This window comes from Paenibacillus sp. AN1007 (assembly GCF_040702995.1).
Taxonomy (GTDB): domain Bacteria; phylum Bacillota; class Bacilli; order Paenibacillales; family Paenibacillaceae; genus Paenibacillus.
Map to the genome: position 1 here is coordinate 501,163 of NZ_CP159992.1, position 22,913 is coordinate 524,075.

The 22,913-nt window shown below is 48.3% G+C and carries 22 protein-coding genes; 15 read left to right on the plus strand and 7 right to left on the minus strand.

Annotated elements, in window-relative coordinates; translation table 11 throughout:
* The first annotated feature begins 311 nt into the window (after positions 1–311).
* The 7 genes from ABXS70_RS02240 (at position 312) to ABXS70_RS02270 (ending at position 7,230) form a co-directional block, all read left to right on the plus strand.
* Positions 312–980: a succinate dehydrogenase cytochrome b558 subunit gene (locus ABXS70_RS02240; protein ID WP_342552669.1), complete on the plus strand. Its 669-nt coding sequence runs from the start codon at positions 312–314 to the stop codon at positions 978–980.
* Between the two features lie 107 nt (positions 981–1,087).
* A complete protein-coding gene (gene sdhA / locus ABXS70_RS02245; RefSeq protein WP_342552668.1) occupies positions 1,088–2,830 on the plus strand; it encodes a succinate dehydrogenase flavoprotein subunit in 1,743 nt (580 codons plus the stop codon).
* 62 nt (positions 2,831–2,892) lie between these two features.
* Positions 2,893–3,129 (plus strand): hypothetical protein, encoded by a 237-nt coding sequence (locus ABXS70_RS02250; protein WP_342552667.1) that lies wholly within the window; start codon positions 2,893–2,895, stop codon positions 3,127–3,129.
* A gap of 566 nt (positions 3,130–3,695) precedes the next feature.
* Positions 3,696–4,460 (plus strand): succinate dehydrogenase iron-sulfur subunit, encoded by a 765-nt coding sequence (gene sdhB, locus ABXS70_RS02255; protein WP_342552666.1) that lies wholly within the window; start codon positions 3,696–3,698, stop codon positions 4,458–4,460.
* Positions 4,461–4,652: 192 nt separating this feature from the next.
* Positions 4,653–5,609 (plus strand): metallophosphoesterase, encoded by a 957-nt coding sequence (locus ABXS70_RS02260; RefSeq protein WP_342552665.1) that lies wholly within the window; start codon positions 4,653–4,655, stop codon positions 5,607–5,609.
* 157 nt (positions 5,610–5,766) lie between these two features.
* Positions 5,767–6,498, plus strand: a complete 732-nt coding sequence (locus ABXS70_RS02265; protein ID WP_342552664.1) for a metallophosphoesterase family protein — start codon at positions 5,767–5,769, stop codon at positions 6,496–6,498.
* Positions 6,499–6,645: 147 nt separating this feature from the next.
* On the plus strand, positions 6,646–7,230 hold the full coding sequence (locus ABXS70_RS02270) for a GNAT family N-acetyltransferase (RefSeq protein WP_342552663.1): 585 nt from the start codon (positions 6,646–6,648) through the stop codon (positions 7,228–7,230).
* A gap of 208 nt (positions 7,231–7,438) precedes the next feature.
* Here ABXS70_RS02270 and ABXS70_RS02275 read toward each other — a convergent pair whose 3' ends face one another.
* On the minus strand, positions 7,439–8,248 hold the full coding sequence (locus ABXS70_RS02275; RefSeq protein ID WP_342552662.1) for a histidinol-phosphatase: 810 nt from the start codon (positions 8,246–8,248) through the stop codon (positions 7,439–7,441).
* Between the two features lie 31 nt (positions 8,249–8,279).
* Positions 8,280–9,182: a LysR family transcriptional regulator gene (locus ABXS70_RS02280; RefSeq protein ID WP_342552661.1), complete on the minus strand. Its 903-nt coding sequence runs from the start codon at positions 9,180–9,182 to the stop codon at positions 8,280–8,282.
* Between the two features lie 436 nt (positions 9,183–9,618).
* Here ABXS70_RS02280 and ABXS70_RS02285 point away from each other — a divergent pair, with 436 nt between their 5' ends.
* The 6 genes from ABXS70_RS02285 to ABXS70_RS02310 all read left to right on the plus strand — a co-directional run bounded on the left by ABXS70_RS02285 (position 9,619) and on the right by ABXS70_RS02310 (position 15,200).
* The gene (locus tag ABXS70_RS02285) at positions 9,619–10,077 is read left to right on the plus strand and encodes a chemotaxis protein CheX (RefSeq protein ID WP_342552660.1); all 459 of its coding nucleotides are present in this window, start codon (positions 9,619–9,621) and stop codon (positions 10,075–10,077) included.
* 54 nt (positions 10,078–10,131) lie between these two features.
* Positions 10,132–10,905, plus strand: coding sequence for an SDR family oxidoreductase (locus ABXS70_RS02290; protein ID WP_342552659.1), 774 nt, complete (start codon positions 10,132–10,134; stop codon positions 10,903–10,905).
* A 185-nt stretch (positions 10,906–11,090) separates the two neighbouring features.
* Positions 11,091–12,464 (plus strand): DEAD/DEAH box helicase, encoded by a 1,374-nt coding sequence (locus ABXS70_RS02295; RefSeq protein ID WP_342552658.1) that lies wholly within the window; start codon positions 11,091–11,093, stop codon positions 12,462–12,464.
* A gap of 25 nt (positions 12,465–12,489) precedes the next feature.
* Positions 12,490–13,242 (plus strand): ABC transporter ATP-binding protein, encoded by a 753-nt coding sequence (locus ABXS70_RS02300; RefSeq protein WP_342552657.1) that lies wholly within the window; start codon positions 12,490–12,492, stop codon positions 13,240–13,242.
* 1 nt (position 13,243) lies between these two features.
* Complete coding sequence (locus ABXS70_RS02305; protein WP_342552656.1) at positions 13,244–14,464, plus strand: ABC transporter permease; 1,221 nt, start codon at positions 13,244–13,246, stop codon at positions 14,462–14,464.
* 238 nt (positions 14,465–14,702) lie between these two features.
* On the plus strand, positions 14,703–15,200 hold the full coding sequence (locus ABXS70_RS02310) for a hypothetical protein (RefSeq protein WP_342552655.1): 498 nt from the start codon (positions 14,703–14,705) through the stop codon (positions 15,198–15,200).
* 165 nt (positions 15,201–15,365) lie between these two features.
* Here the strand turns inward: ABXS70_RS02310 and ABXS70_RS02315 are convergent, their stop codons facing one another.
* The 3 genes from ABXS70_RS02315 to ABXS70_RS02325 form a co-directional block, all read right to left on the minus strand.
* The gene (locus tag ABXS70_RS02315; RefSeq protein WP_342552654.1) at positions 15,366–15,497 is read right to left on the minus strand and encodes a YjcZ family sporulation protein; all 132 of its coding nucleotides are present in this window, start codon (positions 15,495–15,497) and stop codon (positions 15,366–15,368) included.
* A gap of 282 nt (positions 15,498–15,779) precedes the next feature.
* Positions 15,780–17,078 carry an aminotransferase class I/II-fold pyridoxal phosphate-dependent enzyme gene (locus ABXS70_RS02320; RefSeq protein WP_342552653.1) on the minus strand — a complete coding sequence of 433 codons (1,299 nt, stop codon included), beginning with the start codon at positions 17,076–17,078 and terminating at the stop codon, positions 15,780–15,782.
* A 167-nt stretch (positions 17,079–17,245) separates the two neighbouring features.
* Positions 17,246–17,863, minus strand: coding sequence for a pyridoxamine 5'-phosphate oxidase family protein (locus ABXS70_RS02325; protein WP_366293581.1), 618 nt, complete (start codon positions 17,861–17,863; stop codon positions 17,246–17,248).
* Between the two features lie 218 nt (positions 17,864–18,081).
* On the opposite strand from ABXS70_RS02325, the gene ABXS70_RS02330 reads away from it, so the two are divergent.
* Both ABXS70_RS02330 and ABXS70_RS02335 read left to right on the plus strand, forming a co-directional pair.
* Positions 18,082–19,539: a PLP-dependent aminotransferase family protein gene (locus ABXS70_RS02330; protein WP_366293584.1), complete on the plus strand. Its 1,458-nt coding sequence runs from the start codon at positions 18,082–18,084 to the stop codon at positions 19,537–19,539.
* Positions 19,540–19,600: 61 nt separating this feature from the next.
* The gene (locus tag ABXS70_RS02335) at positions 19,601–20,386 is read left to right on the plus strand and encodes an AraC family transcriptional regulator (RefSeq protein ID WP_342552650.1); all 786 of its coding nucleotides are present in this window, start codon (positions 19,601–19,603) and stop codon (positions 20,384–20,386) included.
* A 427-nt stretch (positions 20,387–20,813) separates the two neighbouring features.
* On the opposite strand, the gene asd is transcribed toward ABXS70_RS02335, so the two are convergent.
* Together asd and ABXS70_RS02345 are read right to left on the minus strand one after the other, a co-directional pair.
* Entirely contained in the window at positions 20,814–21,608 is a 795-nt protein-coding gene (gene asd, locus ABXS70_RS02340) for an archaetidylserine decarboxylase (protein ID WP_342552649.1), read from the minus strand.
* An 84-nt stretch (positions 21,609–21,692) separates the two neighbouring features.
* The gene (locus ABXS70_RS02345; RefSeq protein ID WP_342552648.1) at positions 21,693–22,823 is read right to left on the minus strand and encodes a YheC/YheD family protein; all 1,131 of its coding nucleotides are present in this window, start codon (positions 22,821–22,823) and stop codon (positions 21,693–21,695) included.
* Positions 22,824–22,913 lie beyond the last annotated feature (90 nt).

Sequence of the window (22,913 nt, forward strand, 5' to 3'; positions counted from 1 at the left end):
GTGTGATTCTTGCCCTTGATTAATCGTCTGCCATGATGTATGGCTTACCAACCTCATTTTTTTAGTCTCGCAGCGCCTGCAAACTCCTTGTTTCAATGCTTATACCTATAGGTTATAACATTTAATAATTATATTGCAATTCCCTTATAAGAAAAAAAGGAGTAACATGAATTGTGACACAAGTTGTTCACACCTGATCAAATCGGAACAATTTGTCGAACCTTTTCATGGAAAAGTGTTCGAGTCATGATAAGGTATGAGTATTAGCATTTATGAAAACGTTGTATTTAACGAAAGGGGATCGACATTTTATGAAAGGGTTTTACTCCAGAAAGCTGCACTCCTTGCTTGGCGTCATTCCGCTCAGTCTGTTTTTTCTAGAGCATCTGGTGACGAACTTCTCAGCAGTTGAAGGCGGCAAAGAAGCTTTTAACGGTGCGGTTGCCTTCTTGAACAGCCTGCCGCTCGTCATTGTTTTGGAAACGTTTCTGATCTGGCTGCCGCTGTTCTATCACGGTGTATATGGTCTGTACATTGCTTATCAGGCCAAGCCTAACGTGGGCCGTTACGGCAATGAGCGCAACTGGCGTTATACGCTGCAGCGGATCAGTGGTGTCATCACGTTTGTATTTGTGATCTGGCACGTGTGGGAGACGCGTGTACAAGTGGCTCTCGGCAATGTGACTCACGAAGAGTTAGGCGGTGTTATCCATAACATCGTGATGAATCCGGTAACATTTATTTTATATCTGATCAGTGTTGTGGCGGCATCCTATCACTTTGCCAATGGACTCTGGTCGTTCCTCGTTAGCTGGGGAATCACAGTCGGACCTCGAGCACAGCGCGTATCCTCGTATGTGTGCATGAGCTTGTTCGGTATTATTTCCATCATGTTCATCGCTTCGTTGTTTGCTTTCCGGAACGTTGATTTCCAGACAGCGACTTCAATGATGGATGCGGTAAAATCAGTGCTGATCTAAATCAAGTGATTCTAGGAATTCATGTTTAACGATGTGATTTTTGCGATTAATGCTTACTAATTTAATTATTGTGATAAAGGCTTACTTAATAAGGGAGTGAACTAGCAATGGCATCATCGAATGTAATTATTGTGGGCGGCGGTCTCGCGGGATTGATGGCGGCGATCAAATCGGCTGAAGCCGGAGTCCATGTTCATTTATTTTCACTGGTTCCTGTTAAAAGATCCCACTCCGTATGTGCCCAGGGCGGTATCAACGGTGCGGTAAATACGAAAGGGGAAGGTGACTCCCCATGGGTACACTTTGACGATACGGTATACGGCGGAGACTTCCTCGCCAATCAACCGCCAGTTAAAGCGATGTGTGAAGCGGCACCTGGTATCATTCACCTGATGGACCGGATGGGCGTTATGTTCAACCGTACACCGGAAGGTTTGCTCGATTTCCGTCGTTTCGGGGGAACGAAGCATCACCGTACAGCATTTGCCGGTGCAACAACAGGTCAACAGCTGCTGTATGCATTGGATGAGCAGGTACGTCGCTGGGAAGCAGCCGGTCTCGTGACGAAGTATGAGAACTGGGAATTCCTGCAGGCTGTTGTAGATGACGAAGGGGTATGCCGCGGGATCGTGGCACAGGATCTGAAAACGATGAAGGTGCAGACTTTCCCGGCTGAAGCTGTTATTTTGGCGAGTGGTGGTCCTGGAATCATTTTCGGTAAAACAACAAACTCCGTCATCAACACAGGAACTGCCGCGAGTGCGGTATATCAGCAGGGTGTGAATTATGCGAACGGCGAATTCATTCAGATTCACCCGACAGCAATTCCAGGAGACGACAAGCTGCGTCTGATGTCCGAATCTGCCCGTGGTGAAGGTGGCCGGATCTGGACGTACAAAGACGGTAAGCCTTGGTACTTCCTTGAAGAAAAATATCCTTCCTACGGTAACCTTGTGCCGCGTGATATCGCAACACGTGAAATTTTCAGCGTTTGCGTAGACATGGGACTTGGTGTGAACGGTGAGAACATGGTGTATCTCGACCTCTCTCACAAAGATCCGAAGGAACTGGATGTTAAACTGGGTGGAATCATCGAAATCTATGAGAAATTCATGGGTGACGATCCGCGCAAAATTCCGATGAAAATTTTCCCGGCCGTTCACTATTCCATGGGCGGCATGTGGGTAGATTATAATCAAATGACGAACATTCCAGGGCTGTTTGCAGCTGGCGAATGTGAATATCAATATCATGGTGCCAACCGTTTGGGTGCAAACTCACTCGTATCCGCAATTTATGGTGGTATGGTGGCAGGACCAAAAGCGGCTGAATATATCAAAGGACTCAAGAAGTCCTCTGCTGATATCTCTTCTTCTGTATTTGATGGCTATACGAAGCGTCAAACTGACAAATACGAAGGTATCATGAAAATGCAGGGTACCGAAAATGCTTACGTGATTCACAAAGAGCTGGGCGAGTGGATGACAGCCAACATGACCGTAGTTCGTTACAACGACAAGCTTGAAGCGACGATTGGCAAAATCAAGGAACTGAAAGAGCGTTATGGCAAAATCAACATGTATGACAACTCTGGCTGGAACAATCCGGGTGCGGCATTTACCCGCCAATTGTGGAACATGCTTGAGCTTGCTGAAGCAATGACACTCGGCGCACTGCTGCGTAACGAGAGCCGCGGAGCGCATTACAAACCTGAGTTCACAGAGCGTAACGATGAAGAATTCCTGAAGACGACCATTGCAAGCTGGACGAAGGAAGGTCCGCAAATCTCGTACGAGCCAGTGGACGTATCCCTGATTCCACCGCGGATCCGTGACTATTCCAAAGATTAATCTGCTTTATTTATCGCGTTAATCGTTCATTCGCTGATCGATTAAGCTTCTGATGTATACTCATGGCAATCCAGCATGAATGGATCGCAGTTTCCAGCAAAGCAGCAGGAGGTGCAGGGCGCAGCGTAGGGAGCGGAAATGCCCGAAAGAAGCGAAGCGTTCGCCTTTACCACCGAATTTCAACCCCGGAAGGGTTTGATCCAAGAAATTCGGGGGTAACAGCGATCCAAAGGGCATTCCGCGACCGCAGCGCCTACCCGAGCACCAACGCCGCTTTGCGCACCAGTATTCGATTCTAGGAAGCCAGCGTTTGCAGGCTGCCATCAAAAATTACAGCAATCCAGCATGAATGGATTGCAGTTTCCAGCAAAGCAGCAGGAGGTGCAGGGCGCAGCGTAGGGAGCGGAAATGCCCGAAAGAAGCGAAGCGTTCGCCTTTACCACCGAATTTCAACCCCGGAAGGGTTTGATCCAAGAAATTCGGGGGTAACAGCGATCCAAAGGGCATTCCGCGACCGGAGCGGCCCACCCGAGCACCAACGCCGCTTTGCGCACCAGTATTCGATTCTAGGAAGCCAGCGTCTGCAGGCTGCCATCAAAAATTACAGCAATCCAGCATGAATGGATTGCAGTTTCCAGCAAAGCAGCAGGAGGTGCAGGGCGCAGCGTAGGGAGCGGAAATGCCCGAAAGAAGCGAAGCGTTCGCCTTTACCACCGAATTTCAACCCCGGAAGGGTTTGATCCAAGAAATTCGGGGGTAACAGCGATCCAAAGGGCATTCCGCGACCGGAGCGGCCCACCCGAGCACCAACGCCGCTTTGCGCACCAGCAATACAATCATCGTCACCAGAGGAGGGGACAACGATATGGCGGAACAAGCAACAGTGAGCAAAACCGTCAAGTTTATTATCACTCGTCAAGACAGCCCGGAGTCATCTTCGTATACCGAAGAGTTTGAGCTGCCGTACCGTCCAAATATGAACGTGATCAGCGCTCTGATGGAGATTCAGCGGAACCCGGTAAACAAAGATGGAAAGTCCATCGCTCCGGTATGTTGGGAATCCAACTGTCTTGAAGAAGTATGCGGCGCCTGCTCCATGATTATTAACGGTAAACCGCGTCAAGCATGCGCAGCCCTGATTGACAAGCTTGAACAGCCGGTTCGTATCGAACCGATGAAAACATTCCCGGTTGTACGTGACCTTGTTATTGATCGCACACGTATGTTTAACGCGCTGAAACGCGTCAAAGCTTGGATTCCGATCGATGGCACATATGATCTTGGTCCAGGACCGCGGATGCCAGAGAAGAAACGTCAGTGGGCGTATGAGCTGTCCAAATGTATGACTTGCGGTGTATGTCTTGAGGCATGTCCGAACGTTAACGAAAAAACAGACTTCATTGGTCCAGCAGCGCTGTCTCAGGTACGACTGTTCAATGCTCACCCTACAGGTGAGATGAATGCCGAAGAACGTTTGGAAGCGTTGATGGAAGATGGCGGTATCGAAGGGTGCGGAAACTCACAGAACTGTGTGCGTTCATGTCCTAAAGGTATTCCGCTTACTACGTCCATCGCGGAGATGAATAAGCAAACCACCAAGCATATGTTTAAACGCTGGCTGGGTGTATAATTTTAACGTATAAGCAGTGGTCAGCACTGCTTCTCCAAAAAAAGTCGTGATCCCGTGCAGTTACTTGGCCGGGTCACGGCTTCTTTTGTCATCAACGAAGGAACCGGGCATCCTGTGCAGAATATGGTATACTACAGGGATGGATAGGGGGCTATAACCGCCCTCAAGAAATAGGGTCCGAGGAGGGGAGACATGGGACAGACACCGCGTTTGAACAACAACAGCTCACCGTCTCGGCGTTTGAGCAGGACGCATGGTTCAAAGGAACCTGTTTTTCCTGGAGAAGAAAAGGATCACGATCCTTCTCGTCGAATGGTTCGACTACGAAAAATATTGATGACCGTGGGAGCAAGTGTACTGACGCTCGGGTACGCACTGTGGGAACCGCGACGTTTGCAGATCAATCACATTCATCTCAAGCTCCCGTCGTTTCCTGGATCGTTTGACGGGCTGCGTGTTATTCATTTCAGCGATGCTCATCTTGGCTTTCATACAGGGGCAAAAGAGATGCGTAGGCTGGCGGCGCAGATTAAGGATCAGCAGCCTGATCTCATCTGTTTTACCGGAGATATCGTGGAGAGACAAGCTGAACCTATGCGTGAGTGTGTGCCCATTCTGGCTTCCATGACAGCGAGATACGGAAAATTTGCCGTTTTGGGGAATCATGATTATCGAGGACAGCAGCAGCAGGAAGTGCAGGACATGTTTCGCGAAGCGGGCTTTACGCTCCTGTGCAACCAACACGTGCTCATAGAGCGGGGAGAAGAGAAGCTTGCTGTAACAGGTTTGGATGATGCTTTAACGGGAAACCCCGACCTGGAAGAAGCGATTTCAGGGCTGGAAGAACAGGTCTGGAAATTACTTCTTATGCATGAACCGGATTATGCCGACTACGCAGCTCCGCATGGGTTCGGACTGCAGCTTTCGGGTCACAGTCATGGTGGACAGGTGCGTTTTCCCTGGTTTGGTGCTGTGACTACTCCGCGTGGTTCTCGTAAATATATTCAAGGACTGCACTACACCTCTCACCAAAAAATGCCGGTGTACGTGAATCGGGGATTTGGCATGACGCAGCTTCCCATTCGTTTTTTATGCAGACCGGAACTGACGGTACTTCACATAAGCCGACAAAGTGTGAATGAACGTTAAAACCTAATAACGGGATTTAACAACGGTCATTAATAACAGATCGAATAGTAAGTATACTTAAAAAGCTGATTAGTCTACAAAAGAAATCCTAAGTCGATTGATCTTAAATACTGGTAATCTGTGATTTACGATATGGACATGAGTGGAGGTTAAACTGATGGAACGAATAGCAATTGTATCCGACATTCATGGCAACATGACTGCCTGGGAAGCCGTGCGGCAAGATATGCAGCATCGCGGCTTGAACAGAATCTTTTGTCTCGGAGATCTTGTAGGCAAAGGACCACAGCCTGCTGAAGTGGTTGATCAGGTAAGGGCGGCATGTGAAGTGGTGATTCGCGGCAACTGGGATGAACTTGTGGCAGTGAATCAGGATGTCCGGGATTTTACATGGCAGGCTGAGCGACTGGGAACAGAGCGATTAGCCTATCTTTCGAACCTCCCATTCAGTCATGAGTTTAAATTAAGCGGACGCACCGTTCGATTAGTTCATGCTTCGCCGCAAAGTGTGTATCATCGCGTACAGCCATGGGATGAGATGCATAAGCGGCTTGCGATGTTTGAACCTCCAGCCGATCATTCCGAGGCAGGGGCAGCTGATGTGGTAGGATATGGCGATGTGCATAATGCATTCCTGCAGTATTTGGATGGCAAAATGCTGTTTAACACAGGAAGCGCTGGCAATCCGCTTGATCTTCCTCAAGCCTCATACTGCATTCTTGAAGGGGAGTACGGCGATGATAGTCAGAAACCATTCAACCTTCAGTTTGTCCGGGTACCCTATGATATTGAGCAGGAAGTAAGGATCGCACAGAAAGCGGAAGTTCCGGCACTTGATGCTTACATTCGCGAGATACGTTCAGGAGTCTATCGGGGACTGCAGGAGTAGATTACATTCACAGGATAAAGCTGATTATAGAGAGGACATACTACAGTTTATAACATTATGGTCAGATCAGTGGTATGATTGCCGGATCATCTTCAGAGCATGCTTGTCTTACCGGACTAAAACCCGTTAGGCAGAGGAGTGATTGTCATGCTTACCCGAAACATGCTGATTCAAGGGCTGCCTGCCTTATGGACGGAGCGCCTTGTGCTTAGATCATTACGTCAGAGTGATTACATCACCTTGTCTGAACTGTTATCCGATCCACAAGTGATTCGATACGTGAATCGAGGTAATCAGGCACCCCCCATTCGGGCGAGAAAGCTGCTGAATCAGATTCGAAGCAGCAGTGCCAAACTGGATTCGCTGCACTACGGCATCTGTTGGAAAGACAGTGAGCAGGTGATCGGGATAACGTCTTTCCAACATTGGAATGATCAAAAAGGGACTGCTCAGATTGGTTACATTTTGAACAAGTCCTGTTGGGGGAAAGGAGTGGCAACGGAAGCCGTACGTCGTCTGCTGGCATTCGGCTTTGATGAACTTCATCTGTGGAGGGTCGAGGCACGCTGTTACGATGCCAACATTTCTTCGGAGCGGGTGCTCCTGAAAATGGGGATGACTTATGAACGTAATCTTCCATCATTCGGACTGAACGATGGAGAGAATGAGACAGCTGAATATGCTTTGGACGTTAAGGTATATGGCATACATCGGGAACAGTTTCAGCATTGAAACGAACTTCAATCTTTTGTTACACAAATGAAATATAGCTGCAATTGAACTCTAACAGACAAGGGGTAAACTTATCTCATGACCCCCTTTTTGATAATAGATAATGCTGTTGGGACCCGCGATGAGCGGGTTCATTTTTTTTGCAACAAAACGAATAAAGATCCTCACGCATGTTTTGCATGCATGGGGATCTTTGCGTTCGTATTTTTTATAAAGGAACAATCTGCATCTGTTTCTGTTTGAAATACACCCATTCGGTGAAACCAATCTCTCGCAGACGTGTGCGTACATTGTCCAATTCATCGGCCACTCGCCTAGGGATATGAGCATCGGAGCCGAAGGTGACTTTCACACCGTAATGATTTGCACGTTCCAAGATGGCATCGGACGGATACCATCCGCCGCTAAGCTTGGTTTTACCTGATGTGTTGATTTCAATCGCAACGTTGGCATCGGCAATGATCTGAAGCGTTTCGTCGATGGCATGGTCTGCAATGATCTCGGAGAATGGCGGGTAATTGCCTTTCATCGCATCAATATGGCCGAGAATCTGAAACATGCCGCTGCGGGCGGATTGGGCAATTAACTTGTAGTAGCTTTCTTTCACTTCGATTTTACGGGTTTCGGTTAGTCCGTTCCAACGGGTTTTGTTGAAAATGCTGACATCCTCTGTGTGATGAACAGAACCAATAATATAGTCGAACGGATACTGCCCCAGCGTTGTCCGGTATAATTCAGCATGAAGCGGAAAGTAGTCCGATTCAATCCCGAGCAGAACATCAATTTTCCCGGCATATTCTTCTTTTAACGCGAGCACTTCAGATACATAATGCTGTAACTCCGATTTGCCCATGGCAATTCGTGGATGTGCCTGTTCCAAATCACTTCCAAAATAAGGGGTATGGTCAGAGATTCCGATGGCCTGAAGTCCTGCCTCAATGCCTGCTTCAATATAATCCCTAATGCTGCCGTCCGCATGACCACACCGGAAATGATGCGTATGAAGATCGAATTTCATATGGAATCCCTGTCCTTTCTAATGATCCATTTTATTCTGAGCTGATAAATTGTGTTTCGGGCATGCCCTTGAGATCACTCAGGAATTGATGCATTGCCGAATTGAGGTAGCGGCTGGATTTGTAGATAACCCCTACCGGATGACTGACTTCCAATTCACTCAAAGGTATCATTCGCAATGTACCCTGGCGAAGCTCATGTGCTACGGATTGTTTGGAGATGATGGCTGCACCGAGATCAATCTCAACCATTCGTTTCACTTCTTCACTGCTCGACAGCTCCATGACGACGTTGGGTTCGATATTGTATTTCTTGAAAACAGCCTCTGTAAACCGGCGTCCGACCGTGTCCGGAGACAGTAGTATCAGGGGGGTGCTTCGCAAAACGTCGACAGCCGCATGTTTTTTCTTCGCCAGCGGGTGGGAAGGAGATACAACAAGCTCGAACGTATCGTAGTACAGTACCGACGTGCTTAGGTTAGGATTCCGCTCTGTCAGGTATCCAATCCCAATGTCCACCAGACCGTTCTCGACCTGTGTATAGATCTGTGAGGAAGGAAGAGATTGAATGCTGGTTTTGATAAGTGGAAACTGATCCTGAAAGTAGGAGAGTACTCTTGGCAGAATCTGAATCGCAATAGAAGTCGTTGTTCCAAGCACGATGCGTCCTTGCGGCGTTTCATCCAGATCAGACAACTTCTGCTTCAACTCGTCCACAATGTCGAGCATCCGTTCAGCGTGCTCCAGAAAAACCTGCCCTCGATCGGTGAGGGTTACCGGCTGGTTCCGGTCAACCAGAACCGTGTTGAATTCGTCCTCCAGACTTTTGATCTGAGCCGAGACAGCCGGCTGGGTCAGATTGAGGAGTTCTCCCGCTTTGCGGAAACTCATTGTTTTGGAAATCGTAATCAGCGTTTCCAGTTGGCTTATGTTCATATACGGCCTCCTTCGGCAAAATATCCTCTGTATGTCATCTGTCATGCAGTGAATTCCGTGACGGGTTAGGTTTCCTTTATCTTAAATTATAGGGGATTAAGGACATCAGGGCAATGAAGGGTACATCCCTATTAAAGTAGTTCGACAGACATCCAAAAGAAGCAGGCTGTAACTTTAAATTTTAAATACTTATAAAAACGGTATAAAAGTCCTATGACTCTTTAAGAGCCTGTGTAGATAATTGAGATTTTTTCCAAAGAAGTGAAAAGCGCACAAAACAGCTATAAACATTTGGTATTCGAATGACGATAAATTATAGTGCACAGGAATTACTGAATTCTTAATGAATTCTCGTACGTGATAAAGTATAATAAATTTAATGAATATGGGACTTTTGGTATGTGACCAATAACCCAGTGTGAGGAGGACATAGACAGTGAAAGCGGAAGTAATTAACCCATTCCTGGAATCTGCACGCAACGTATTTGAACAGCTCATCCAGGTTTCGCCTTCCACCGGGAGTCTTGGCGTGAAGAACGTAGAATTCATTGCTGATCATGTCTGGATTGTCATCGGAATGACGGGCCAGCTGAGTGGAAATATTGTTTTTGGTATACAAGAAACGGTCGCTTTGAAAATTGTTTCAGCCATGATGGGTGGTTTTGTGATCACCGAGATGGACGATATGAGCAAAAGTGCGATTTCCGAGCTGGGCAACATGATTAGCGGTAATGCGAGTACAATTCTGTCCAATCAGGGTGTCGTTGTAGATATTACCCCTCCACAAGTGATGCAGTCTGAACATTTAACCGCATTCAGTGCAACGAAAGCGCTTAGTATTCCGTTATTAATGGATGGAATTGGCGAGATGGATATTCAGGTGATGATCTCGTAAAATGAAGCATAGGCCTTATAAGGCAAATGTGTTCATTACGGGAGGACATCAACCATGCTGAAAGATCAGGTTGTTTTTATAACAGGAGCTTCGAGCGGAATCGGCGCGCTCTGCGCACAAATGCTGATCGAAGAAGGAGCCATCCCGATTCTGGCTGCCCGTTCACGGGACAAGCTGGAACAGATTGGTGCTTCACTACAGGGACGGCATGAGCTGCTAACGCTGGATGTTACGGACAGCGAGCAGGTTCAGGCGGCTGTAGATGCGATGTTACATAAATACGGACGAATCGATATTCTGCTGAATAACGCCGGTTACGGAAAATTTGCCGCGATGACAGACATGTCTGTACAGGAATTTGACGAAATGATGGACGTGAATTACATGGGTATTGTCCGCTGTACCAAAGCGGTGCTGCCGCATATGCTGGAACGGGGAAAAGGCCAGATTGTAAATGTTGCTTCGATGGCTGGCAAAATTGGCACCGCCAAATCAGCCTCGTACACGGCCACCAAACATGCTGTACTCGGATTCAGCAACGCACTTCGTCAGGAACTGCGTAAGACGGGGGTTACCGTGACTACGATTAACCCGGGTCCGATCGATACACCATTTTTTGATCGTGCAGATCCTTCTGGAAATTACGTGAACAATGTGCGCTGGCTGATGCTGACTCCTCAGAACGTAGCAGGCCACATGATTCGGGCCATGAAGAAACGCAAGGAAGAAGTGAATCTGCCGAGGCTGGCGTCGGCTGGCATGTGGTTTTATCAGTTGTTCCCGCGGCTTGCCGATCGACTGTCACACGGTGTAATGAATCAGAAGTAGAGTGTAACATAAGCACCATATACCGGATGAAGAAGGGCTCCGCCGAGGGGCTTTTCTTTTTTTTGCGCAGACTTGAACATTTCCGGCCGGAATAAGATTTGGTACGCAGGCTTTTTTCGCATATAATGAAAGGTAATGTGAAGACAGGCTTTGTTTCTTACGAATAAACTTAAAGGATGGAATACATGACGAATCAAACTTTTGCATCAATAGGCGTGGCACAGGATTTGGAGGCGCTGCTGGCGCAGCATGATATTAATGAACCTTCTCCGGTACAGGCGCAGACCATTCCGGTTATTTTGGAAGGCAGGGATGTAGTATCCAAGTCGCAGACGGGAACGGGGAAAACGCTGGCGTATCTGCTGCCGCTGCTGCAGTCCATCAAGAGTGATATTAAAGGAACACAGAAACTGATTATCGCGCCAACGCAGGAACTGGCAATGCAAATTGTACGTGAGGCACAGCGTTATGGTGCGGATCGCGGCATTGGTGTGCAGGGGCTGATTGGTGGTGCGGCGGTGAAACGTCAGATTGAGAAATTGCGTGAGCATCCTGAGCTGGTTGTCGGTACACCTGGACGGTTGAAGGAACTGATTACACTCAAAAAGCTGAAAATGCACAACGTATCTACCATTGTTATTGACGAAGCCGATCAGGTGTTTCAACTTGGTGGTGTAAGTGACGTGGAATTTGTGCTGAAAAGCGCACTGCGTGACCGTCAGTTAATCTTCCTGTCCGCAACAATTGATGAGCATACGGCTGCGCTGGCAAAGCGCGAGATGAAAGAGCCGGTTCATATTGGTATCGAACCAGAGCGCGCCACGGCTGCCGGACTCGAACATTATTATTTCGTAGAAGAGAGCCGCAACAAGATCGATATGCTGCGCCGTCTCGTTAGACAATACAATCCGGATCGTGCCATTGTCTTTGTGAATGCAACGGAGGACATCGGTGAGGTTGAGGCAAAAATGAACCATTTGGGTCTGTCCGCAGCAGCGCTGTACGGGGACGCCGACAAGGTAACGCGCAGCAACGTACTGGCTGCCTTCCGTAACGGCAAAATTCAACTGCTGATTGCCTCCGAGGTCGCAGCAAGAGGACTGGACATCGAAGGCCTGCCAATGGTCATCAACTATGATCCTGCCTTTGACTCGGAGCATTATGTTCACCGTGCAGGCCGGACAGGCCGGATGGGACGTTCAGGGATCGTGCTGTCCATTGTGGATGAAACGCAAATTTTCATCATGCGCAAATTTGCACGCGAACTCGGCATTGAACTGCAGGAGCGTACACTCTTCGGCGGCAAAGTTTTGGCGGCTGATCCACGCCCGGATACTCGTCCTGAAGGGCATTCATTCTCCCGGAAGCCGGGACAGTCCCGGGATCGCAAACCAGGTCAGGGAAGCCGGAAACCAGGCACAAGAGCGACCGTTTCAAATCAAGGGGCAACTGGCAGCAAACCAGCAGGTAGTGCAGGCCGAACGGACCGCGATCAGAATCGTAAAAACAAGGGAGCACCCAAGTGGAGCAAAGACAGAGCACCGCGCTCTGAGGAATAATCGGATGAAAGGGGTGCAGGGATAGATGGAAAACGTTCAATCGCCTGTGCTGCAAATCAGCGGGCTTAGCGGAGGGTACAGCGCCAAAAGACCGGTGCTGCACGGCATTAATCTGGAAGTTGGACGCGGAGAAATGGTTGGGCTGATCGGATTAAACGGCGCTGGCAAGAGTACGACGATGAAGCATATTCTTGGCCTGATGACTCCGCAGCAGGGAGAAGTTCGGGTGATGGGAAAAAAACGGGATGAGGATGCACAGATTTACCAGTCTGCTATGGCATTTGTTCCGGAATCTCCCGAATTATATGATGAGATGACCGTCATGGAACATCTGGAGTTTACAGCGAGGGCATATAATGTGTCTGAGGCGGATTTTAAAAAGCGGACCGAGAAGCTCCTGGACTTGTTCCGCATGAACGAGAAAAGTACAAGTCTGTCAACACATCTGTCGAAGGGTATGCGGCAAAAGGTCATGATTATGTGTGCTTTTGTGGCAGGGCCGCCGCTCTATATTATTGATGAGCCTTTTCTGGGGCTTGACCCGTTGGGTATTCGTTCCCTGCTGGATTTCATGCTGGAGATGAAAGCTTCAGGGTCTTCCATTCTGCTCAGTTCACACATTTTATCTACCATTGAAAATTATTGTGACCGCTTCGTTGTACTGCATCGCGGGGAGGTCATTGCACAAGGTACACTGAACGAACTGCGCACACAGTTCGGAGGGCCCGACACACCGCTGGAGCACATGTTCTATTCCCTCGTGCAAGGCAGGGATTAATATGGATCTGAAGCTTTTATGGAAGCAGCGTCGGACAGGTTTCTGGAATGGAATTCTTCCTTATCTGGGCTATGTCATCCAGAGCGGTGTAGCAATGGTCTTTTTATTTCTGGTGATTGCTTTCTCTGCCTGGTATACATCGTTTGTACAGAATATTCCTGCGGGATTTCCAATACGCTGGATTGTTTTGCTGCTGCTGGCTCCGCTTGTACTGCTCAGCAGTTACCGTACATATCTGCTTCCGGCAGATATTGTCTTCCTGCGGCCGCAGGAGTACCGGATGCAGGAATATTTGAAGAACAGTTTTGTTCGTGGCGTTATTTATAAGATGCTGGGGCTGCAGCTTGTGTTTCTTACGTTATGGCCGCTCTATGTAAGAGCAGATGCAGACGCCAAACCGCTGGGCTTGTCCATTCTGTTTCTGCTGTTATGGAAAATCCTGTCCAGTTATGGAGCATGGCAGGAACTGAGAATGGTTCAAGCTGGAGCATCCAAAGGATACCGGGTGCTTCGCTGGGCGCTGGCTGTGCTTGCTGTGGCAGCCTGGCTGTGGCAGCCTCCGCTCCGTAGTCTCGTATTCCTTTTGCTTCTTGCCGCTGTTTATATTGCTGCGCTGCGTGTACCCGTTAAACATCGGGTTGCCTGGGAGCGTCTGATTCAGGTGGAGCAGACGCAGGCGGGCAGAGTGATGCGAACTTTAGGCTGGTTTGTAGACGTGCCATCGTCTGGACAGAAGGTGAGCTCCCGCCGCTGGCTCAGCAAATGGGGGAATGCTCTTCCATGGAATGCGGGGCAGGCATACCGATATCTTATGACCAAAACATTCATTCGTACGGAAGTATTCACTATTGTCATGCGCCTGATCATTCTTGGTATGCTGTTATCCTGGTGGACCGCAGGCAGTTACTTTGGAATCGGAGTATATCTGTTCTTCCTGCTGCTTACAGGCGTTCAGCTCGGGGTGCTGCGGCGAAGTCATAGTGATTCCTTCTGGATCATGATCTACCCCATTTCAGCTGAGAGCCGACGGACACAGGTGCTCGGTTTCATTTTCCAGCTGCACGCCATAACCGCACTGCTCATGTGGCTGCCGATGCTTGCTGCAGGGATGGAGGGACTTGGCATATCAGGCATTGCGCTTGGACTCGGTATACTTGTCATCGCGCTGATGCGTCGTTCACAGGGAAGTAAATGGATTAAAGAAGAGGAAGAAGATGAATAAAACAAGTTATTCCATTCCTCCACAAATGAGCTAAATGATATCGGTGAAGAATATAACATCTATATGTTCAAGGTGGAACAAAGCAGAAGTACATGCTGCTTTGTTCCTTTTTGTTTTTTTCCGTCCTCTCTTCCTCCTTCTATATCCGCTACCTAATGATGACTATTTTACTTTTATGCTGGTTTTTCTTCCAGAAGTCTGATTATGTTAATATGTGGTAATGAAAAGGAGGTATAAAATGAAAAGAATTGCTCTAATGTTTTTTTTAATATTTGTTCTAATGGGGTGTTCAAATCATGAGGAAATACCAAATGAAAATAAACGTTTGAAAGAAGAATCGGAGAGCAGTCTTAAGAAAATGAACGAAGAAAATCGAGAACAGGCGTTAAGGGAGTCATTAAACCTGACGTTTAAACTTCTCTCAGCCATGGGTGATAAAGATTACGATTTTATAGAATCAAATTCCTCTACTAGTGTAAAAGTATCTCGTGAACAGAACATGATTATTGTGAATAACGGAGAGAATTTTTACGAAGTGGCTCTTCAAAGCAAAATGGAACTGGGAGATTTGGAATTCAGGGGATATGAATTAAAGGATGCGAAACACCTTAAGTTAATGATGGCTGTAATGTTTAATCAAGATATTAAAGGTTCGGAAGGTCACGCTGCATTATATTTTGATTATATCCGTTCAGATGATGACCGTTGGCTTTTAGACGGATTCCTCACAAATTAAAAAGGAGTGTTAAATGAGGGGGCTGTAGATTATTGTCTTATCCAATGGGTTTGATTAAATTAAAAACAAGGCTCTCCCCAGCCATGATTATGACTTGTGGGACAGCCTCTTCGTTGTGCGTTGATGTAAACTCATGTTGTTATTTTTGCAGCGAACGAGGTTGTATTAGTACAGGAATGATTTTGTGATGATGACCAGCAGGATGAACAGTACCAGAATGGCACCTGTGTTAGTGAATCCTCCAAAGCCGCCGCATCCGTATCCGTATCCGCCTCTTGTATCTTCAACTTGGGACATGGGTCATACCCCTTTCGAGTGATGGTTTGGCACGCCCTTGCGTACATCGTATATTATGTACCATGGGGGTAGGTTGATTGGGCCGCAGCCCGTTCGTCATGGTTTTGGGCACCTGTCCGGGGAGATGGTACTGATTCTGCCAAAGAAACGAAGCGATATATACGGCATGACGACTGGAGAACAATAAAAAGTTGAAAGAACCCTCTGGTACGACATAAGCTTCGCTATGTCCTCCAAAGGGTTCTGTTGTTAAAAACCTTATATCATATAAGGTTTTTTTATTTAAGTCGCTTGCAGATCCTGCACGCCGCGATAGATCGTATCGAACAGATCTTCCAGACCGTTTTCTTCAATACAGGAGAAGGCAATCCGCAGATCGGATTCACCCAGCGCAATCGTACCTACGCCGTATTGGTGGAGCAGGTGACTGCGAAGTTCTTCCGCACTAACTTCCTTCAGCTTCAAGCACATGAAATAGCCGGAGTTGAACGGATAGTAATCCCATACATCTCCATACTTGCCGCTGTCGAGAATGGCTTTGACTTTGTTGGCGCGGCCTTTCATAATTTCGAATTTCTCCAGCTTCTGTGCTTCGAACTCCGGTGCCTTCAGCGCATCCAGAACAAATGTCTGTGAAGGATGTGGGCCGCTGGAGATCGTTGCACGAATGATGCCGAGTGTTTTTTGCTCCAAGGCATGCAGTACGGCAGCATCTTCATGTGCATACGTAATGAATCCAACACGGAAGCCCCATACGAATTCCTCTTTGGTCGCTCCGTCAATCTTCACCGTTAATACACGCGGATGAATATTGGCCAGTTTACCGAACAGAGACTCGTGAATGGAATCTTCGAAGAACAGACCAAAGTATGCATCGTCCGTAACGGCAACGACATTCACACCAGCTTCTGCGGCTTGGCGAATAGCATCTACAATGGCATCTGCTTCTGCAGCACCCGGTGTGTAACCCGTCGGGTTGTTCGGGAAGTTAAGCAGGACGATGGCTTTGCCTTTATCCTTCTGCGCAAGCAGTGCTTGAAGCAGGCCGCTGCTGTTAAAGTTCATTTGGTCATCAAACAATGGATAATGAACCAACTGGCCGTGTCGACGAATTCCGAAAGTCAGCTCGTAATTCTCCCAGTTTTTATCCGGATATATAACAGCGTCCCCTTGTTCAGCGAACAGATCGGCGACGATACTGAGTCCATGAGTCAATGCATTCGTTACAATCGGATTGCCGAACGATTTGCCTTCCAGAGAAGGGGTTTCCTTCAGCATTTTATCTCTCCAAACGGTCCGCAGTTCAGGTTTGCCCGCAGGAGGCGCGTAAGGATACAGATCCTTCGGCTGGAATGCAGACAACTTCTCCTGAATCACAGGCAGATGCATCGGTACCCCGCCTTCCAGAGCAATACCAATCGTTGCATTGAAGGTCTTGGCTAGGCTTGCAGCTTCCGCAGATTGACTCAAAATACCTTCTTTAGGGAAATAAATTTCTTTGCCGAGTTGTGACAGCATGGAGTAGACGTGACTGCTGCCGGCCTGAATACTTTCGTTCAACTGTTCAGCCAGTGGATTCATTCTTTTCATCCTTCCAAGTCATTGTGATTCAACTGCCTAATATTATAACACCTTGACATGGCCCCGTCACGGAAATTACGCATTATGACAGTTATATCACTTTACCGCGTTGCTTCACAGGGCAAAAACGCAGTATTTGCACGAATTCCAAGCCTGATCCGGCAGGTTTACTGCTGGTGGAACGGGCAGTATTTTTGCATCATTTCAACGGTTTCCTGATCCCGGCCTTCATTTCGTTTGTGAAGCTGACCACTGATATGGTCGAATCGTTCAGGGGTTAAATTTTGTCCAAACTTAAACTTGGCGCTGACTCGCTTCGGGACGATTCGCACGACAGCAACGGCTTTGAGCCGCCCGGTGTAGCGGGAGTCCTGTGCATCAATGGATACATAACCGCCTTGCGGCTGGAGTTTTTCCATAAATCGCTGCAGCACCCTGCCTTTCAGTTCGAGATCTTCTACAGGCTCTGCCAGACCGGAAGCCATGACGCTTTTGAAAAAAGAGGTTGCAGGACAGGCCAGTTCAGGGTCGCTGAAAAAAGAAGGAATCAGCGAGTATTCCTCCGCTACGGTAAAGCTGACAGCCGAGTGCTGCTTGATTTGTTTCATTTTTTCTCCTGCCAAACTGCCGTGAAAGTAAAAACAGCCTTCCATATACACAAAATTCAGCGGTGTTACTCTCGGTTCCCCATCCGGGCTGACTGTTCCGAGAAATCCGAAGGAGCACTGATCTAGAAATGCAATCATTTCCTTCTCTTCTTCTATTGAAAATTCTTTGCGTCTCATGTGATTTCCCCCATTGTTTAGAAAGTGTTAGAACATATAAGAGTAAGTAAGGATTAGAACACGTCAGAAACTTCAGATGAAGTACTGTTTGTCATGGAGATAACCATAAAACATATATTGACAGCAAAATAGATCCAATTTAAATTCATTTTTATAGGCCAATTGTGGAGAGCGGTCAGTGAAAAGACAAAATAAAGGACAAAGAGAGAGGAGACCCCATGGAATTGTGGCTGCCCCTTGAGTCATATGAGCTTCAATATCGCTACAAATATCAGGCCTTATATCACGCACTGCGTGATGCAATTCACGCGGGGACACTGGAGGCAGGAACAAGGCTGCCATCTACCCGTGCCTTGGCCAAACAGTATGATATGTCGCGTGGTTCAGCTGCCCAGGTCTACGATATGCTGCTTGCGGATGGGTATGTACATGCCTACCTCGGAAAAGGAACTTATGTTACAGAATCCATGTCCGCACATCATAACGATCAAATCGAAGCCGAGCTGCACTTATCTGCCTGGGGCGAACGACTGTGTACATTAACGGCAGAACATAAACGTTCTTGTGAAGAGGTTCAATTGACGCATGAATCGGTTATCAATTTTCGGATGCAGCGCCTTCTGACAGAACATTTTCCTGCCGCCGAATGGAAAAGTGCGCTTGCCGCAGTCCACCGCAGCGGATGGCAGGAACAGGGCGGGGCCGCTGGTGATCCAGAGCTGCGGGAAGCAATCGCCTCGCATCTTCGCCGGACACGCGGTATTCAGGCAGATGCTGCCCAAATTGTGCTCTTCAGCGGATCGATACAAGGCATCACCCTGCTGTCCCAACTGCTCATTACCGAGGGAAGCCCGGTTGTTCTGGAGAATCCGGGTTATCAGGGAATCGTGCATGCCGTCAGAGCCTGCGGCGGTGAGGTGATACCAGCGGAAGTGGATGCCGGGGGCATTATTCCGCAGAATTGGCAGGCACAGGCGTTATTTGTCACCCCCACTCGTCAGTTTCCGACGGGAGCGGTGCTTGGGCTGGAACGAAGACGAGCGCTGCTGGCCTGGGCTTCAAAACAAAATGCCGTTATTGTTGAAGATGATTACGATAGTGAGTTTCGCTGGGGCGGTCGGCCAATTGAGCCATTGAAAGTGCTTGACCGGGAGCAGCGTGTCATCTACATCGGTTCTTTCTCCCAGACGATGCCGGCCTCGTTCCGGCTGGGTTATGCGGTACTGCCGCGCAGTCTGGTAGAACCGCTGCTTGCTGCCAAGGCTTTGTATGAACCGGTGTCACCTGCGCTGCTGGAACAGCGTGCACTGGCCAGGTTTATGACGAGAGGGGGGTATATGCGTCATCTGCGCAGGTTAACCCGGCTGTATGGGGAACGGCATGATTTCTTTGTGAAGGAGATGGAGCGATGGCTGCCGCAGGCGTTCACCATGCATCCAGGGGATGCCGGGCTGACCATCTACGCAGTCTGGAACGGGGATCGGGAGAGTTATGTACGATTTACTGAACGGGTTCACGAACAGCGGGTATTGATCCGGGATGCAGCAAAGTACCGATTGACACCAGGGGATTCTGCCGTCTGTTTCGGGTTTGCTCACCTGGATAAAGAGGAGATCCGAGAAGGTATCCAGCGGATGCGAACGGCATGGGAGAAGTGTATATTTTCGTTTCGGTGAATTCCGCTGTATAATGGGATAAGTGTGTTAAAGAGATTAACTGTCAAGGGGGAGTGGCGACATGCTGCAGGCATCGCCATCATCATTTGTAATTTTGCCCGCTGTCGCCAAAATAGTCTGTGAACCGGGCTGGAAATGGCAGAAGCGGGAAAAACCGATGCAAAATTATGATTTATTTTACGTGTGGAGCGGTGAAGGCACGGTTATTTTGAATGATCAGCCTTACGAGGTTGGCAAAGGAAGCTGTTTTCTGTTTCGTCCGGGAGATCACACCAGTGCAGCGCATAATAGGCAAAAACCACTTGTGCTTACCTATATTCACTTTGATGTGGACGGGCCTGTGGTTGATGTTCCCCAGTCTTATCGCGAAGTGCAGGAGACGGTGGAATTCGAGCATTTGCTGGCACGGTATGTTCGGCTGTTTTTATCCGATGTGTATGGACGTGACGAAGAGAGCAAGCTGATTCTAAAGCAGCTGATGATTCATCTGCTCCGAGCGGATACGGAAGAGCCAGTTGAGAAAAAAGTAAGCAACCAGCTGTCCGACGTGATTCAGGAGATTGCGAATTATGTTCGGCAGCATCCCGGAATTACGCATCGCGTCGAAGATCTGGCGGCACGGGCCGGTCTGTCCCCGCGTTACTTTTCTATCAAGTTCAAAGAATTGATCGGATCATCCGTGCAGTCCTACATTATTCGTATGAGGATTGAACGGGCAGAACATCTGCTGGTACATACCGGCATGAACGTGACCGAAGTCGCGGATGCACTGGGGTATCGGGATATCTTTTTCTTCAGTCGTCAGTTCAAGCAGTACACGGGTAAAAGTCCGTCAGAGATTCGTTAAAGATGTATTAGGGAGTCTGATCCAACATCTCACAGGGTTTCAATGCCGGATGGCTGGGGTAAGTAACTAGCATTCCAGATGACCTGACAAGGAGGAGCGTGTGATGATGAACGGAAAAAGACGGGTCCGCAGCCGCAGGAATTCCATCAAAGGATGCAGCATTTTTCGGAAACGTCTGCGCCGGTTGAAACCGGTGGAAGAACTGCAGGACGTATGGTTTTAACGTTTGGAGATATCGTTCTCTAACGGCTGATGAACAAACGATTCAGGCGAAGTGAGGCTTCGCCATGCATGTATACATGAAATGATGTTTAGCGTAATGGTTCAGAATGGTAACCTTTCATATCATGAATATTAGGGCATGAATAAAGAGGATGGCGTAACACCCGATTGAAGGTGTATGCCATCCTCTTTATTTGCTTATGAATTATGAATGTTTGGGTTTGAGACGACCAAGCAGGGCACCCATTTTAACGGAATCTCCGGGCTTCAAATCAGGAAGCGGTTCAAAGGTATCTGTTTGCATGAGCAGTACGACGGTAGAGCCGAATTCAAAATAGGCCAGATCATCTCCCTGAGCCCAGGCTTTGGTATCGACATCTGCATATTGAATGCTGCTGACGTTCATCGCACCTACTTTGACAACAGCCACTTCACCATAATCGTGCTCAATATACGTAATGAGGCGCTCGTTCCGGCTGAGCACGGATTTCATATGTGTGAGTCCAAAATCATTCACGGGATAAACTTTACCCTTGATATGTTCGCTTTCTATTCTGCGGCCGCTGACAGGCGCATGGATACGGTGATAGTCACGCGGGCTGAGGTAGAGTACGAATACATAACCATGCTTGTACTTCTCCAGATGCGGAGAGTGGTTTAATAATTCAGCGAGTGTATAATTTTGTCCCTTTACATTCAGAATCGTTCCTGCGGAGATCGGACCGGCTGCCGTGATTTTGGCGTCAACAGGGCTGATCAATGCATGTTCCGAAAGGTCCAGCGGGCGCATCCCGGGTTTTAATTTGCGAGTGAAGAAATCATTCAGGGAACGATATTCTTTCCAGTCTTTCTCGGCTTCCTGTACAGGGATGTTGTAGGTCCGGACAAAATAAGGGATAAATGCTTTGCTTCCCCGGCTTTTGGAGAAAGCTCCCACGGTCCGGGAGATCCATTTGCGCGAAGAAAGCTCAGTCATTAATCGCAACAGCGTTTTTGCCATGAATATCCCCCTTAGGGTTAGTACAAACTTCAAGGCCGCAAAAGCGGCCATTCTGCATAATATTGACACAAATCACGAATGAAATCAATACAATCCGCGATCATAGGTTTGAGGCTGTCTTGGAATGATGGAGTTCTGATCCAGCAGCAGACGTCCATAAGCCATCGGTTTGCTGTAACTCATCTGCCAATGTTCCTTCATGCCAGCCTTGCGAAAGCCGTAACGCTGATCTCTTCCATTACATTCAATAAAAAAAATCTCTCCGTTTCGGGTAATACCCAGGTCGAGACCCAGATCGGCAAGGTGAGGCAGACTGGAAGCCAAAGTTTGGGCAATACGCAGGCCAGTCATGGCAATGCGGGATTCCAGGCGGAAAAGTTCGGCATTCGGCTCCTTCATCCCGAGTGCTTCGGCTAATGTCATCACTTTACCGCCCTGAGCGATATTAGTCACAAACGTGTGGGATGGTGCTGCTTTGGCAAACATGCCGGTGACACTCCATAATCCATCCCTTCCGCGCTGTACCGACACTCTCAGATCAACAGGTCTTCCCTCGTACCGGATCAGCGGAATACGCTCCTCAATCAGATATGCATGGCGGAATATCCGGCGAAGCGCAGCGGAAGGAAGCTGTCCCCGGTTTAATCGGAAGGTGGCCCAGCCTTTGCGTGCCGCTTTGGTTTCACAGGTCAGTTTCCAATGTCCGTCCTGCTGGAATAGACGCATAATGCCATGTCCGATGCTGCCGCTGCACGGTTTAATGACGAGATCCTTATAATGTTCCATCATGTAAGCGAGAGATTCAGGTGCTGCTTTGACTGCACGAGGCAGATGATTTCTTAGAATAGGGTCCTGCCGCAGCATATCATGCACATGATCCTTGCGATAGCGGTTGCGCACGTTATATACCTGAATGCCCTGCAGCAGCAAACGGGTGATCTGCCGCTGTGCCGTACCCCGCAGCTGGAGCGAACGGTTATGGATGACGGAAGGAAGCGGTATACGCTCACGCACGTACCGATCTTCTTTTTTCACATAAGCCAGACAGGTTTTGCATTCCAGATCAATATCCTCCAGCCGTAAAAAGCAGGGCGTTAATCCGTAACAGGCTGCAGCCTGTTCATAATTTGCGAGTGATTCCTGACCGGTCCTTCCGGCCGGTATCCCCCGGTACATGCGTGAATCGAACATAATGCCGATCGTTTCTTGGAGCATGACCGTTCCTCCTTCGTTGTTAACCGCGGGCCATGAATCTGTATTCCAGTACGCCGGCCTGTCAATGCAAGGCTCTGACATCGCGATAAC

Bases quoted from the DNA above. Each gene is read 5' to 3' on its own strand.
- ABXS70_RS02320 (WP_342552653.1), bottom strand. From the start codon at position 17,078: ATGAATCCACTGGCTGAACAGTTGAACGAAAGTATTCAGGCCGGCAGC.
- ABXS70_RS02310 (WP_342552655.1), top strand. From the start codon at position 14,703: ATGAAAAGAATTGCTCTAATGTTTTTTTTAATATTTGTTCTAATGGGG.
- ABXS70_RS02265 (WP_342552664.1), top strand. From the start codon at position 5,767: ATGGAACGAATAGCAATTGTATCCGACATTCATGGCAACATGACTGCC.
- ABXS70_RS02290 (WP_342552659.1), top strand. From the start codon at position 10,132: ATGCTGAAAGATCAGGTTGTTTTTATAACAGGAGCTTCGAGCGGAATC.
- ABXS70_RS02295 (WP_342552658.1), top strand. From the start codon at position 11,091: ATGACGAATCAAACTTTTGCATCAATAGGCGTGGCACAGGATTTGGAG.
- ABXS70_RS02305 (WP_342552656.1), top strand. From the start codon at position 13,244: ATGGATCTGAAGCTTTTATGGAAGCAGCGTCGGACAGGTTTCTGGAAT.
- ABXS70_RS02325 (WP_366293581.1), bottom strand. From the start codon at position 17,863: ATGAGACGCAAAGAATTTTCAATAGAAGAAGAGAAGGAAATGATTGCA.
- ABXS70_RS02335 (WP_342552650.1), top strand. From the start codon at position 19,601: ATGCTGCAGGCATCGCCATCATCATTTGTAATTTTGCCCGCTGTCGCC.
- ABXS70_RS02275 (WP_342552662.1), bottom strand. From the start codon at position 8,248: ATGAAATTCGATCTTCATACGCATCATTTCCGGTGTGGTCATGCGGAC.
- ABXS70_RS02260 (WP_342552665.1), top strand. From the start codon at position 4,653: ATGGGACAGACACCGCGTTTGAACAACAACAGCTCACCGTCTCGGCGT.
- ABXS70_RS02280 (WP_342552661.1), bottom strand. From the start codon at position 9,182: ATGAACATAAGCCAACTGGAAACGCTGATTACGATTTCCAAAACAATG.
- ABXS70_RS02315 (WP_342552654.1), bottom strand. From the start codon at position 15,497: ATGTCCCAAGTTGAAGATACAAGAGGCGGATACGGATACGGATGCGGC.
- ABXS70_RS02250 (WP_342552667.1), top strand. From the start codon at position 2,893: ATGGCAATCCAGCATGAATGGATCGCAGTTTCCAGCAAAGCAGCAGGA.
- ABXS70_RS02240 (WP_342552669.1), top strand. From the start codon at position 312: ATGAAAGGGTTTTACTCCAGAAAGCTGCACTCCTTGCTTGGCGTCATT.
- asd (WP_342552649.1), bottom strand. From the start codon at position 21,608: ATGGCAAAAACGCTGTTGCGATTAATGACTGAGCTTTCTTCGCGCAAA.
- ABXS70_RS02300 (WP_342552657.1), top strand. From the start codon at position 12,490: ATGGAAAACGTTCAATCGCCTGTGCTGCAAATCAGCGGGCTTAGCGGA.
- sdhB (WP_342552666.1), top strand. From the start codon at position 3,696: ATGGCGGAACAAGCAACAGTGAGCAAAACCGTCAAGTTTATTATCACT.
- ABXS70_RS02345 (WP_342552648.1), bottom strand. From the start codon at position 22,823: ATGCTCCAAGAAACGATCGGCATTATGTTCGATTCACGCATGTACCGG.
- ABXS70_RS02330 (WP_366293584.1), top strand. From the start codon at position 18,082: ATGGAATTGTGGCTGCCCCTTGAGTCATATGAGCTTCAATATCGCTAC.
- sdhA (WP_342552668.1), top strand. From the start codon at position 1,088: ATGGCATCATCGAATGTAATTATTGTGGGCGGCGGTCTCGCGGGATTG.
- ABXS70_RS02270 (WP_342552663.1), top strand. From the start codon at position 6,646: ATGCTTACCCGAAACATGCTGATTCAAGGGCTGCCTGCCTTATGGACG.